The organism is Sulfuriferula sp., assembly GCF_054605375.1.
In genome coordinates this window covers 160,116-173,803 of the sequence record NZ_JBTSEG010000001.1, presented here as the reverse complement: position 1 = coordinate 173,803, position 13,688 = coordinate 160,116, and the positions used below count along the sequence as shown (strand labels likewise).

14 protein-coding genes are annotated in these 13,688 nt (G+C 51.6%); all 14 read left to right on the top strand.

Features of this window, described 5'->3' with window-relative positions; all coding sequences use genetic code 11:
- Positions 1 to 49: 49 nt before the first annotated feature.
- The 14 genes from ACYCZJ_RS00920 (at position 50) to ACYCZJ_RS00855 (ending at position 13,595) form a co-directional block, all read left to right on the top strand.
- Positions 50 to 1,393: a heterodisulfide reductase-related iron-sulfur binding cluster gene (locus tag ACYCZJ_RS00920; protein ID WP_461552340.1), complete on the top strand. Its 1,344-nt coding sequence runs from the start codon at positions 50 to 52 to the stop codon at positions 1,391 to 1,393.
- Positions 1,394 to 2,443 carry a CoB--CoM heterodisulfide reductase iron-sulfur subunit A family protein gene (locus ACYCZJ_RS00915; protein WP_461552339.1) on the top strand — a complete coding sequence of 350 codons (1,050 nt, stop codon included), beginning with the start codon at positions 1,394 to 1,396 and terminating at the stop codon, positions 2,441 to 2,443.
- Complete coding sequence (locus tag ACYCZJ_RS00910) at positions 2,418 to 3,293, top strand: hypothetical protein (protein WP_461552338.1); 876 nt, start codon at positions 2,418 to 2,420, stop codon at positions 3,291 to 3,293. The genes ACYCZJ_RS00915 and ACYCZJ_RS00910 overlap by 26 nt, the downstream gene beginning before the upstream one ends.
- Positions 3,294 to 3,361: 68 nt before the next feature.
- Positions 3,362 to 4,132 (top strand): 4Fe-4S dicluster domain-containing protein, encoded by a 771-nt coding sequence (locus ACYCZJ_RS00905; protein WP_461552337.1) that lies wholly within the window; start codon positions 3,362 to 3,364, stop codon positions 4,130 to 4,132.
- Positions 4,125 to 5,036: a CoB--CoM heterodisulfide reductase iron-sulfur subunit B family protein gene (locus ACYCZJ_RS00900; RefSeq protein WP_461552336.1), complete on the top strand. Its 912-nt coding sequence runs from the start codon at positions 4,125 to 4,127 to the stop codon at positions 5,034 to 5,036. The genes ACYCZJ_RS00905 and ACYCZJ_RS00900 overlap by 8 nt, the downstream gene beginning before the upstream one ends.
- 123 nt (positions 5,037 to 5,159) lie before the next feature.
- Positions 5,160 to 5,606 (top strand): biotin/lipoyl attachment domain-containing protein, encoded by a 447-nt coding sequence (locus ACYCZJ_RS00895; protein WP_461552335.1) that lies wholly within the window; start codon positions 5,160 to 5,162, stop codon positions 5,604 to 5,606.
- On the top strand, positions 5,606 to 6,001 hold the full coding sequence (locus ACYCZJ_RS00890; RefSeq protein WP_461552334.1) for a DsrE family protein: 396 nt from the start codon (positions 5,606 to 5,608) through the stop codon (positions 5,999 to 6,001). Before ACYCZJ_RS00895 ends, ACYCZJ_RS00890 begins: the two co-directional genes overlap by 1 nt.
- Positions 6,002 to 6,112: 111 nt before the next feature.
- Complete coding sequence (locus ACYCZJ_RS00885; protein WP_461552333.1) at positions 6,113 to 6,550, top strand: glycine cleavage system protein H; 438 nt, start codon at positions 6,113 to 6,115, stop codon at positions 6,548 to 6,550.
- 100 nt (positions 6,551 to 6,650) lie between these two features.
- The gene (locus tag ACYCZJ_RS00880) at positions 6,651 to 7,829 is read left to right on the top strand and encodes a radical SAM protein (protein WP_461552332.1); all 1,179 of its coding nucleotides are present in this window, start codon (positions 6,651 to 6,653) and stop codon (positions 7,827 to 7,829) included.
- Between the two features lie 13 nt (positions 7,830 to 7,842).
- The gene (locus tag ACYCZJ_RS00875) at positions 7,843 to 8,916 is read left to right on the top strand and encodes a lipoate--protein ligase family protein (RefSeq protein WP_461552331.1); all 1,074 of its coding nucleotides are present in this window, start codon (positions 7,843 to 7,845) and stop codon (positions 8,914 to 8,916) included.
- Positions 8,913 to 9,980, top strand: coding sequence for a geranylgeranyl reductase family protein (locus ACYCZJ_RS00870; protein WP_461552330.1), 1,068 nt, complete (start codon positions 8,913 to 8,915; stop codon positions 9,978 to 9,980). Before ACYCZJ_RS00875 ends, ACYCZJ_RS00870 begins: the two co-directional genes overlap by 4 nt.
- A gap of 33 nt (positions 9,981 to 10,013) precedes the next feature.
- A complete protein-coding gene (locus tag ACYCZJ_RS00865; protein WP_461552329.1) occupies positions 10,014 to 11,150 on the top strand; it encodes a radical SAM protein in 1,137 nt (378 codons plus the stop codon).
- A 191-nt stretch (positions 11,151 to 11,341) separates the two neighbouring features.
- Positions 11,342 to 12,607 carry an OmpP1/FadL family transporter gene (locus tag ACYCZJ_RS00860; protein WP_461552328.1) on the top strand — a complete coding sequence of 422 codons (1,266 nt, stop codon included), beginning with the start codon at positions 11,342 to 11,344 and terminating at the stop codon, positions 12,605 to 12,607.
- Positions 12,608 to 12,716: 109 nt separating this feature from the next.
- Positions 12,717 to 13,595 carry a hypothetical protein gene (locus tag ACYCZJ_RS00855; protein ID WP_461552327.1) on the top strand — a complete coding sequence of 293 codons (879 nt, stop codon included), beginning with the start codon at positions 12,717 to 12,719 and terminating at the stop codon, positions 13,593 to 13,595.
- Positions 13,596 to 13,688: the final 93 nt, after the last annotated feature.

The following is a 13,688-nucleotide window of genomic DNA, read 5'->3' as shown; positions in this document are numbered from 1 at the left end:
TCGCGCTTCCCAACTTTAGACTAAGTACATTTATTTCAGGAGCTTGACCATGAACAACATTGTGGATAGCAACGAAACCGAAGGCATCGCTGGACACGGTTCTTTCTTCCAGCAAACCAATCTTTCTGGCGCTGAAGCAGCCAAAGCCACCGAGTGGGTACGCAAGCACGTAGACAAGCGTACCGTTGATCTCGGTGAGCGCATGGATGACATTCGCGACCATATGTGGGAGCTTGAAAAAGATGGCCAGATCATTGTGCATCGTATTACCGACGCACATAAGCCCATTGAGGTACAGACGCTGTTCGGTTGGACCAAAAAAGTACCGACCATGCAATTGTGGCACCACAAATCCTGTGGTCAGTGCGGCAATATTCCTGGCTATCCAACTTCATTGCTGTGGTTTATGAACAAATTTGGTTTCGAGCCGGGTAAAGATTATCTGGATGAAACCGATCAGACTTCCTGTACCGCCTGGAACTATCACGGTTCCGGTATTGGCAACGTCGAGTCGCTGGCGGCCGTATTCATGCGTAATTTCCACCAGGCTTACATTTCCGGCAAGCAGCATGGCTACGAAGCGGGTCATTTCTTTCCGCTAGTGCATTGCGGCACCTCTTTTGGTAACTACAAAGAAATCCGCAAGTATCTGGTTGAATCCGCCGAATTGCGTGAGCGTGTCACCAAGATTCTTGGCAAGCTGGGGCGCCTGGTCGATGGCAAGCTGGTTATTCCTGAAGAAATTATTCACTATTCCGAGTGGGTGCACGTGATGCGTAACCGCATCGCTTCCGAATTGCAGACGATTGATGTGTCCAATATTCGTGTAACCATGCACGCAGCCTGCCATTACTACAAGATGGTGCACGAAGATGCGATTTACGATCCGAGCGTGCTGGGTGGTAATCGCACCGCGGTGGGTAGCTCCGTGGCAATGGCTCTGGGTGCACAGCTGATTGATTATTCCACTTGGTATGATTGCTGTGGTTTCGGTTTCCGCCACATCATTTCCGAGCGCGAGTTCACCCGTTCTTTCACCATGGACCGCAAGATTCGCGTGGCACGTGAAGAAGCCAATGCGGATGTGATGCTGGGTATCGACACCGGTTGCATTACGACCATGGACAAGAACCAGTGGATCGGTAAAGCGCACGACAATGATTTTGCTGTGCCTATCATGGCAGATGTGCAATTTGCGGCGCTGGCCTGTGGTGCAGATCCGTTCAAGATTGTACAGTTGCAATGGCATGCTTCTCCCTGTGAAGAGCTGGTGGAGAAAATGGGCATGTCTTGGACCGAGGCCAAGAAGACATTCGAGGCATATCTCAAAGAAGTTGAGGCTGGTAATATCGAATATTTGTACAACCCCGAATTGGCACTAGGAGCGAGTTAAATGTCTGATACTGTTTTGGTTGTGGGCGCAGGCCCCACGGGTCTGTCCGCTGCCGCTGGCGTAGCCTCCATTGGTAAAAAAGTGGTGCTGGTTGAAAAAGAGGCTGTGCTTGGCGGGGCGCCAATCCTGTCGGGTTATGCCAAGCTGGTGCCGTCCGGTGAGTGGGCCAAGGATGCGATCGGTCGCATGGTCAAGCGCGTTGAAGACAATGCGAATGTCACCATCCATAAATCTACCAAGGTGGTTAAAGTGGAAGGCGAAGCGGGTAATTTCTCCGTGACGCTGTCCAATGGTCAGGCTGTCAATGTCGGTAGCATTATTCTTGGCACGGGCTTTACGCATTTCGACTCCATAAATAAGCCTGAGTGGGGTTTTGGTACTTACGAAGATGTGTTGACAACCACCCAGATGGAGCAAATGGTGTCCAGTGGCAAGATTGCCTGCCCATCCGATGGGCGTGTGCCTGAGCGCGTAGCGATCCTGCTGTGCGTGGGTTCGCGTGATCGCCAGATCGGTCGTGAGTGGTGCTCGAAGATCTGTTGCACCGTTTCTACCAATCTGGCCATGGAAATCAAGGAAATCTCTCCGCAAACCGACGTATTCATTTATTACATGGATATCCGTACTTTTGGTTTGTATGAAGACAAGTTCTACTGGAAATCCCAGGAAGAATACAAAACAAAATTCGTCAAGGCACGTATTGCAGAGGTTACAAAATCTGCCGACAACCGCCTGCTGGTCAAGGGTGAAGATACCTTGGTAAAGCGCCCTATTGTCATCCCGATGGATATCGTGGTTCATGCCATTGGTATGGATCCTAGCGAGGAAAATCCGGAGCTGGCAAAAGTGTTCGGTATTGGCTTGGAGAAGCACGGCTTCGTTGAAAAGGGCGAGCAGTATACCAGTAGCTTTAGCAGCACACGCCGCGGCATCTATGTGGGTGGTGCTGCATTGGGCCCGGAAGATATTGATACCAGTATCTCTCATGGCCTGGCAATGGCCATGCGCGCTGTTGGTGACATGAATGCTCTGGTTCAAAAAGCAGCCTGATAGCGCGGCGCCTATCGGTGAACCTGACACAATTGTGCCATGTTCACTGTCCGTCGCTCTGGATTCGGGGCAGTTTCAGCAGCACTTTGCGAAGCTGAATAGCCAGGCGGAAGATGCGGCGGGACTGGAAGCGCTGTTGGCCAGCCTGCAAATGAAAAGCCAGTTGTTTTCTAGCTTGCTTAATGTGCAAAGTTTGCCATCTTTGACGATGGATGGCATTGAGGCATTGCTGGAGATGGTGTTTTCCGCCCGGCGCCGGGTATTCCCGGCATTGCAAGCTTTAGGTGTTGAAGTGATCAGGAAGGCGATTCAGGATCTGCTGTATGGGGATGGAGCGCTGGTTGAAAGGTTGCAGACATTTTCCGAGATCGTGCAGATAGATGAAACAGCCGACAAGGAAACGCGTAAGCAGGCTGCTAAAAATCGACGCGCAGCATTCGATTTTGGAGCGGAAATGCTGCACTTTAATAATCCGGCCAAGTATCCGCTGATGACGCGCTGGGTGTGGGATCAGAATACGGTAAGTGGTGCATTGCGTGAATTTATCCGGGGTAATGATTCCTTGCCCGATGTGCCGCTAGGCAACAGCCCGGAAATGTTTGAAGGAGCGCGTGCCTGGCTGGCTGAGCAGATTGCCGAGCAGGGTTTATACAAGGATGTGCCGTTCTGGATTGATCTGGTGGAGGCGCAAGCCTACTCGGAGTATTTTCGCTCAATGGCAGAAGGCATGTTGAGTGCAGATTTTGGTCGAGGTATAACACCGCAAGAGCAGTTGAAGAAGTTTCTCGGAATAGATGCAGAGCGCAAAGCCGGGCAATCCAAGGTCAAGCGCGACACGGTGGTTCATTAAGTCCAATTGTGCGAAATTTAAATGGGGCAGCGGGTGCTCCAGTGTTATAGATTTTAGGAGAAGCTTCAATGGCAATTCACGAAAAAACACTGATCGACGCAGACCGTCTGATTACCAGTGACAAACTGGTCGTAGACGGAGTGGATGTGTCAGGTCACTGGAACACCATGATCCTGCCGCGCACCTTGAAGGATTATGATGATGATTTTGAAACCAAACTCAAAACATATTCCGGCGCAGAAAACGTTCACCGTTGCTGGCAGTGTGGCTCATGTACCAATTCCTGCACGATGTACGCTCAGAATACCGATTTCAATCCGCGTTACTGGATTTATCTGGTTCGTCTGGGCCTCACGGATGAAATCCTGAAAGATAAAGACATAATCTGGCAGTGTGTTTCGTGCAATAAATGTACCAATATCTGTCCCAAAGATGTGCGCCCCGAGGGTGTGATGAAGGCGCTGGCGCATTGGATCGAAGAAGAAGGCTACGGGCCAAAATCAAATTCCAGTATTTTTGACGAGGAATTTACTCGCCAGTGCCTGGAGCGTGGTCGCATTGAAGACTCTGAAGTGATGACAAATTTCTTCAAGAATAGCAAGCAGGACGTGATGCAAATGGCGTTGCATGGCTGGCTCGGTATTTTTGTGGCGCGCATGAACAAATGGACTGACTTGCGCCAAGGCAATGTCATCAAGTTTCTGACACGTACCCCGATCATGCATTCCTTGCATATGGGGCTGGCGATGATCATCAAACCAAAAACGAAGTCCTGGGGACGTACCGGTGACGTATTGAAACAATATGTGAAAGAACAAAAGGAATTGGCACATGGCTAAAGTTGCTTATTATCCGGGTTGTGCGCTTGAAGGTTCCGGCGGCCCTTACGATCGTTCCACCCGTGCACTGGTCAAGAGCTTGGGTCTGGAAATGGAAACGTTGCAGGATTGGAACTGTTGTGGCGCGATGGAGGTGAAAAACATTCATCCGATGCTGCAAACTTATATGTCCGCTCGTAATATGGCTATCGCCAGTGAGCAAATGGGCTACGATACGGTCATGGCTCCTTGCAACGGCTGCTATATGAATCTGAAAATGACCGAATATGAATTGGCCACTTCGGAAGAATCACTGGAAACCATTCAGAGTCTAGCCAAGAAATCCGATGACCCCGTATATAAGGGCGATGTGCGTACCGTTCACCTGCTTGAATGGCTGATGGAAGATCTGGGCACCGAAGGGATTAAACAGAAAATCTCCAAGAGTCTGAATGGTATCAAGATCGCCAACTACTATGGCTGCATGTATACGCGTCCACGCCAGATTTATCCTGAAAAAGATCAGGGCCCGGGTTCCGAGTCCAGCTATAAGCCACATTTTATGGATGACCTGTTGGGTGCAGCTGGTGCGATCAATGTGGATTTCCCGCTCAAGACTGCGTGTTGCGGAGGGGCTCATACTCTGTCCGACGCCGATACATCAACCCAACTTGTACTGAATATTATTCAGGCAGCGGAGGATGCAGGCGCAGAAGTGATTGCCACCGAATGTCCAACATGCCACTCCGGCCTGGAAATGCATCAGGTGCGTGCTGAAACTGAATTTGGTATCAAAACCAATGTGAAGATTTTGTACTTTACACAGTTGCTTGGTCTGGCCATGGGGCTGTCTGCACGTAAGCTTGGAGTGCATGAAAACGTCAGCGATTCGCTGGACTTTCTGCATGCCAAAGGCGTAGTCTAAGCGCACAAGCGTGGCGTGACTCGCAATTTGCGAGCCAACAATAAATTGGGCGCGTACACCGCGCCCAATTTATTGTAGCCAGTTATTTTAGCCAACTAAATATACGCGCCATAACACAACAATATGGAATGCAATGGCTGTGAGTTCCGATCGGAACTTTACTATGATGATCAATACCAAATTTGGGCACGTCGCGAAGAAGACGGTACTCTGACAGTGGGCATGACGGATATTTCACAAACGGTCGCAGGGAAAATTCTGCACGTGCGTGTACGCCGTCCGGGTACATTGCGTCCGATAGGTAAACCGGTCGCGACCATAGAGAGCGGCAAATGGGCAGGACCCGTGCCGAATGTATTCGACTGCGTGATAGAAGAAGCCAACCATAGCGTGCTGGAAGACCCGAATCTGTTGAATATCGAACCTTATGAGGCATGGATCGCGCGAGTTAGGCCTTCAGGCGCAGTTGAAGATGCGTTGTCCGTGATGCTGACCGGTGACGCCGCACAAGCTGGCTATTGCGAACGTGCACGGCGCGAAGATATCCATTGTGAACGAGGTGCGCGCTGATGGCGGACAGTCATTATCTGGACAACGAAGAAAAATCGGTTGTGATTGTGATGACCAGTGGCCCATCTACGCCGCATCGTTGCGCCACGCCGTTTTATATCGGCGCCATATTGGCCTCCATGGATTCCGATGTTCACATTTTTTTTACCATGGAAGGTGTAATGCTGGCGAAAAAAGGTGTAGCTGAAAATCTGGCGGCGATGAAGGATGGCAAGACCATACTTGAATTTATTCGCGATGCGAAAGTGGCTGGAGTAAAATTACACCTATGCAAGCCGGCGATGCCCGGCTACGAGCTGGACGTCAGCGATATCATTGCTGAAATAGATGAGGTATCCAATGCGGGTGCCCTTGCGGATTTGATTTTGAGCAGCGACAAATCCATGTATTTCTGATTTGACGCGCTGGGCGCTAGAATTTCGCTTAAATATATTGCGAAACCGTTTGCAATCAATGTTGCAGACATTAAATGTTTGATTGAATTTTCATTCCGAGGAGAAATGAGCATGGCAACAGTACGCGGTTGTAACCTACCTGACGATCTTTTCTATAACGTTGACAACAACGTATGGGCGCGCCGTGAAGCAGACGGCACCCTGACCATTGGCATGACTGCTTACGCGTGTTCTCTGGCTGGCGAGATCGTATCCTATACGCCGAAAAAAGTGGGCAAATCCATTGAACAGAATAAATCGGTGTGCACTGTGGAATCCGGTAAATGGGTTGGCCCGGTGAAGGCACCCGTTACCGGTGAAATTTTGGCCATCAATCCTGACGTGACTGCCAAGCCAGGGACTATCAATGCAGACCCATACGGTAGTGGTTGGTTGGTAAAAATGAAACCCAGCAATTGGGATGGTGAATCCGGCGCTCTGGTTACTGGTGGTGCAGTTGCTACTACTTTTGAAACCAAAATGGGTGCGGACGGTTTCGGCGGCTGCTAACCAGGCTGTATTTGATACGATAGGGGCGATGTCCAATCGCCCTTATTGTTTTCTGTCAGGTTTTAACCGCAGTCATACCAAAGAGGTCGGGTAAACACCAATGAGTGATTGGCTGGAAGTCGTTGAACGCATTGAGCCGCTGGATGGTATCGAATTGGATGCCAACCTGGTCGGACAAATGCAGCAAAAATTTGCGCAGGTGAGTGGTGAAGGTGTTGGGCGCGTCAATTTTTATACGCCGACCTTTAAAGCATTTGCCAGTTCGGAAATTACCGGTTGCGGAAAAAGTGCCTGGCCGGCGGTATCCATAACCGGCGGCGATTGCAAATTGCAGTGTGATCATTGCAAAGCCAAAATTCTGGAGCCGATGATTGCAGCGCGTAGCCCGGAGGATTTGTGGCGCGTGGTTAACGAGCAGATCAATGGTGGCGCTCAAGGCATGCTGTTGACCGGCGGCTCGAACCATCGCAACGAAGTCGAATACGACGACTACTACGCAACCATTCGACGTATCAAGGATAGCTTTCCCGAATTCAAAATAGCCATGCACACCGCATTGGTGGATATGGATATTGCACGGCGCATGGAAGATTCCGGCATCGACGCTGCGATGATGGATGTGATTGGTTCGAAGGATACGATCACCCAGGTTTATCATTTGCGCCGTAGCGTGGATGATTTTGAGAGAACCCTGGAGTACCTGGTTTCGACCAAGCTCAAGGTGGTCCCGCACATCGTGATTGGCCTGCATTATGGACATCTTCTCGGTGAGTGGAATGCGCTGGAAATGATCCAGCGCCACCTGCCGCAGGCGGTTGTGCTGGTGGTGGTGATGCCATTCTATGCGCCGGAAAATCGCCCATTCGTTACCCCGGATAGCGGTGAAGTCGGGCGTTTTTTCATGGATGCTCGCGCCGCCCTGCCGGATACGCCTTTATTGCTCGGCTGCGCCCGTCCACCCGGCCGCACCAAGGTGGAGATCGATAGTTACGCCGTAATGGCCGGCCTCAATGGCTTGGCGCATCCATCAGATGGCATGGTAGAACTTGCCGTGCGTCTGGAACGCGATGTGCGCGTTACGCCGGCATGTTGCTCCATCGCGATTGGCGACGAAGTCATGGCGATTGAAACCGCAGATGCCGGTCTGCAAGTCGATATCCAGAAAGTCATCGAACACGAGCGCATGAAGCGCCCGGCTGTTGCCGCAACCGGTTCACTTGGCGGCATCAAGGTGGTGATGGCCGGTCCACCCGAAGCCGTGGGCGGCTGCTGCAGCTGAGCTGGATAATGACGTGACCACTTGGCGTTTACTTGACACCGGCCTGCGACCCGCAGCGCAAAACATTGCGTTGAACCGGGCGTTGCTGGAAGCACGCCAGGAAAATGCCAGTCCCAGCACATTACGTTTTTTGCGTTTTGAGCCGTGTGCGCTGTTGGGTTATCACCAGAGTGCCGAGCAGGAGCTCGACCTGGACTATTGCCGTGAACACGGTATCACCATCCAGCGCCGTATTACCGGCGGCGGGGCACTCTATTTCGACACCACTCAGATAGGTTGGGAACTGTACCTGCATAAGCATGAACTGGGCACAGCAGACATGACCACAATCGCACGCCGCATCTGTGAAGCGGCGGCACGCGGCATCTCGACGCTGGGTGTGGATGCGCAGTTCCGGCCGCGCAATGACATTGAGGTAGATGGCCGTAAAATATCCGGTACTGGCGGCGCATTTGACGGCAATGCGTTGATGTACCAGGGCACGCTGCTGATCGAGTTCGACGTGGAAAAAATGCTGCGTGTGCTCAGAATACCGGCTGAAAAACTTTCCGATAAAGCCATTGCTTCGGCGCGTGAACGCGTGGCCAATCTGGGCGACCTGCTGGGCCAGGTGCCGACAATGAGTCAGGTGCAGTCTGCGCTGGCAAGCGCATTTGCTGAAGAATTCAGTGTGGAATTTACCCCTGCCTTGCTTTCCTCGCATGAAGAGGTGCTTTATCACAGCGCACTGGCTGAAATTGATCATTCCGACTGGGTCAACTTGCTTGCGCGTCCCGCAAGCGATCGTCCTGTACTGGACGCCGTACGCAAATTTTCTGGTGGTCTGTTACGGGTCAGTGTGGCATACGACCGTAGCCAGAGCCGCATCAAGCAAGTGTGGTTTTCCGGCGATGTATTCATCAGCCCGAGGCGCACGCTTGCTGATCTGGAGGCGGTGCTACGCGATACGCGGGTTGAACAGCTGGCACTCAACGTGGGGCGGTTTTTTGCCGAGCGCACCGTTGACATGCTGACTTTGACGGCGGATGATTTTGTCAGTGTATTGCAGGAAGCCTTGGCTCAATCAGCAAGCGAGTCGACAGCATGATGCGCGATGTCGATGTGTTGATTATCGGCGTGGGTCCGGCTGGGGCAGCCGCCGCCACTGCTGCAGCACAGGGCGGACTAAGCGTATTGGGTGTGGATCGCCGCCATGAAATTGGGTTGCCCGTGCAGTGCGCAGAATTCATTCCACTGCCGATGGGTAAATATGCCAAGGCAGACGGTGTGCTGTTACAACACATCAACGGGATGAAAAGTTACTTGCCTTCGGGTGCCGTAGTTGCGACAGAGTTTCCCGGTCTGATGATAGACCGTGCCGCATTTGATCAGGTATTGGCTCATGAGGCCATGGCACAGGGCGCCGAATTGACGCTGGATAGTCGGCTGACCAAGCTTGATGTTGAGAAATCTACAGCGCGAATCAAAACGCCGTCTGGCGAAGTTGACATCACTTACAAGCTTTTGATAGCGGCCGATGGCCCACATTCGACCGTTGCGGAGGCGTTGGGACTGCCCGAGATGGAAGTGGTGACCACGCGTCAGTATACCGTCCCACTGAAGCGTGCTTATGTGGAGACCGATATCTGGCTCTCCCCCGATTATCCCGGGGGCTATGCCTGGTTATTCCCCAAGGGTAATCTGGCGAATCTTGGGCTGGGTTTGGATAAACGTTTCGCGGGCGACATGAAAGCACCGCTTGATGCGTTGCATCAGCAATTGATGGCACAAGACTTGGTCGGTGCCGAGATCAGCTACCGGACCGGCGGCGCGATTCCGGTGGGTGGTTTACGCGAGCACCTGGTGGTGGGCAAGGTGTTATTTACCGGCGATGCGGCGGGCCTTACCCATCCGATCACAGGCGCAGGTATTGCAGCGGCGGTGATCTCCGGCGAACGCGCCGGGCAGGCTGCTGTGGCGCTGCTAAAATACAATGACAGTGACGCATTGGAAGATTTTGAAGAAGACGTCCGTGACCAGTTTGAAGTCGCGGTAAATCGCGCGGCGCAACGTCGCCGCTGGCTGGACAAGTTCTGGAACACCGAGGAAGCACATACAGATCCCTTGCATCGCAAGAGCTGGATTGCCTTCCCGGATTATTTCGCTGCTTGAATAATTGCAAACCGTGCTTTTAAGGAGAGTCGCATGAGCGCCGTACTGGATCAACCCCAAGTCGTACAGTTCTACCGCCCCAACTATCATGTCAAAACCCCGGATATGCGTTCGCCCGAGTATGTGCAAATGAGCACTGCAGCCGCGATTACGCTGGGACTTGTGCCGGGTAACATGCACCGCACCGCCTGCACCAACTGCCTCAACCTGCTGGTGACCTATCCGGAAGGCTGTCGCGCCAACTGTACTTATTGTGGTCTGGCAAGGCACCGTGAAGAATCGCGCGATTACGCGGATCGCAACTTCATCCGCGTGGACTGGCCTACCGCCCGTTACGACGAAGTCATCGAGCGCGTCAAAGTGGGTAATGACAAAGGCCAGTTCCAGCGCATGTGCATTTCCATGATTACCCATCCCAATTCCGATGCCGATACTTTCGTGCTGCTGGATAAATGGATGAAAGCACTGCCGCATATCCCGGTTTCCATTTTGTCCAATCCAACTACCATGGAAAAAGACGACTTGGTGCGCTTGCACAAGATGGGTGCTGACATCTTTACCGTGGCGCTGGATGCGGTCACCCCGGCAATTTTCGAACGCACCCGCGGCAAGACCGTGGACAGCCCGCACCGCTTCAGTAAATACTGGCAGGCCATCGAGTGGGCAGCAGAAATATTCGGCCCGGAGAAATTTGGTGCCCATCTGATTTGCGGCATGGGCGAGACCGAGCAGGAGATTCTCGAAGCCTGCCAGAAGATCAAGGACATGGGTGGCCATAACCATATGTTCGCCTTCTACCCCGAGCAGGGCTCAATGATGGAAGACTGGCCCGCTTGTGACAAAGGCCAATGGCGTCGCGTGCAACTGGCGCGTTTCATTATTGACTACGCAGGCGGCCATGTCAGCAAGATGCTGTTCGATGCAGATGGTAAAGTGATTGATTTTGGTGTGGCAGAAGACGAACTGACGGATCTGGTCAATTCCGGCAAGCCATTCCAGACTTCCGGCTGCCCTGGCAAGGATGACGAAGAAGTATCCGCTTGCAACCGTCCGTACGGTGATTCCAGCCCCTCAGACATCCTCTCGTTCCCGTTTGCGCTGGCGCGCAAGGACGTAGAAATCGTCAAGCGCCAGATGGCGGGTGAAGAGATTGGAGCCGGGTTGATTTAAGTTCAGCTCAGCTCAAATTTAAGCCGGGTGTGTTATCACCCGGTTTTTTGTTGCAAAAAAACTACACCGCTCTAAGCTTGTTTCGTATCGGGCTTGTACAGGTCAATGTGACAAGTGTACTATCCCTCAAAATAATAATAAATTTAAGTTAGCGTTGTTCATATTATTAATAATCCTTGGAGACTACTTACATGAAACTCAAAAAATTAATTGGCCTGATGACCGTTGCCGGCTTCGTTTTGCCTGGCGTCGCCATGGCAACCAACGGTTATTTCTCCAGCGGTTACGGCATGAAAGCAAACGGTATGGGCGGCGCAGCGACAGCGATGGCTGATGATGCATTCGGTGGTGCCAATAACCCGGCCAGCATGGTGTTCGCAGGTGATCAGCTTAATCTTGGAATAAGCCTGTTTTCTCCCAGGCGTTCGGCGAGCCGGACGAATACCGGTCCAAATTTTTCTCAAAGTAGCGATAGCAATTACTTCCCTGTACCGGAGTTCGGCTATAACAAAATGCTGAATCCCAATATGTCATTGGGCGTGACCGTATATGGTAACGGTGGCATGAATACGGATTATGCAGGTGGAACAGTCCCGGCAGCTAACTGTGGATCGAGCGGACCAGCTCTCAATGCGCTATGCGGGCAAGGTCGACTTGGCGTTGACCTGATGCAACTGATTGTGGCACCTACGGTTTCGTTCAAGATTGCTCCTAATCACTCCATTGGTATTTCGCCATTGATCGGTTACCAGAGCTTCAAGGCAGATGGCCTGCAGGCTTTTGCAACGTCGACACGCTCCAGCAGCCCCAATAACGTTACCAATAGAGGATATGACCAATCCTACGGGTACGGGCTGCGTGTAGGTTATATGGGTAAAATCACGCCAACGATCACCATTGGTGCTGCGTATGCTACGAAAATGAATATGCAGAAATTCGACAGATATAAGGGATTGTTCGCCGAACAAGGTGCGTTTGATATGCCGGAAAATTACAATCTGGGTATTGCTTACCAGGCTACGCCTGAATTGACTCTGGCACTTGACTATCAGCGTATCAATTACAGCGGCGTGAAATCTATTTCTAATTCGGGTTCCAACCAAGCACAATTAGGTACCAGCGGTGGGCCTGGTTTTGGTTGGCAAGACATCGATGTATGGAAGTTGGGTATGGCCTATCAGTACAACAAGCACTGGACGCTGCGTGCGGGTTACAACCATGGCGACAACCCGATTCAAGCGAAAGACGTGACTTTCAACATCATCGCTCCAGGGGTAGTTAAAGATCACGCTACCTTGGGTGTGACTTACCTCACCTCCGCAGGCAATGAACTGACCGTATCTTACATGCATGCATTTGAGAACTCTGTATCTGGTCAGTCACCTTCGTTTGGTGGCACTGAAACCATCAAAATGTATCAAAATTCGATTGGTGTCGCTTACGCCTGGAAGATGTAATCAAGCCGATCTGAGTTAGTCGGTTTCAAAAAGCAGTACAATCAGGCTGAGGGGTTCGTCCCCTCAGCCTTTTTGCATTTTTAACCTGTCAAACAGCTGTGTGATAGTAATGAAACGTGTATTCGTATTGTTATTGTGTTTGTTATGGTCGCCATGTGTGCTGGCGGTGGCGCCTTATATTTCCGCGGATAGCGTAACGGGCGGCGAGGTATCGCAAGTGCTGGCCGCAGTTGAAAAAAAGACCGAGGCTGCAGGGTTTGCCACGTTGGGCAAATACCGGATACAGAATTTGCCGCAATATGCAGTGCTGGTGGTCAGTGACAAAGGCATACTGGATGCGATCCGCCGTATCGGTGGTAGCAATATTGTCGGTGCTGGTATTAGAATTGGTGTGAAGGCCGATGGTACGGTTTCATACATGAATCCGGATTATTGGTACCGGGCTTTTTTCCGCGACAAATTTCCTCTCGAGCAACCAGTTGTCAAAGCCGTGCAGGCAAAATTGAAGCAGGCGCTGGGTGATGGGGCAGGATTTGGCGGCGATGAGCGAGCCGCGTATTTATCTGAATATCGATATATGCCGGGCATGGAGCGTTTCAATTCAGACAAGAATGAGCTTAATACGCTGCCTGATTTCAATGCGGCCGTGACAACGGTACGCGATAATCTTGCCAGAGGCGTGAATCATACAGGCGAGGTGTATGAGGTGGTTATGCCGGACAAAAAAATCGCCGTATTCGGCGTTGCCATGAATGACGCCAAAATGGGTGATGGTCGCTGGGTATACACTGTAGGCGGTACAGATTACATCGCTGGTCTGCCCTATGAAATCTATATCGTCGGTAACAAGGTATATTCTCTCTATGCGCGTTATCGTATCGCACTTGGCTGGCCGAATCTGAGTATGGGGCATTTCACGCGGATTATCGAAATTCCGGATGAAATCCGCGACACCATGAGCAAGGTGGCGGGTGCAACGACAGAATAAAAAAAGAAATTCGGTCATGGCCCCGCTGCGGCGGGGCTTTTTGTTGCAGGCTTACGTTAAATTCGTCACACTCTAAAGTTCGAAAATCAGGAA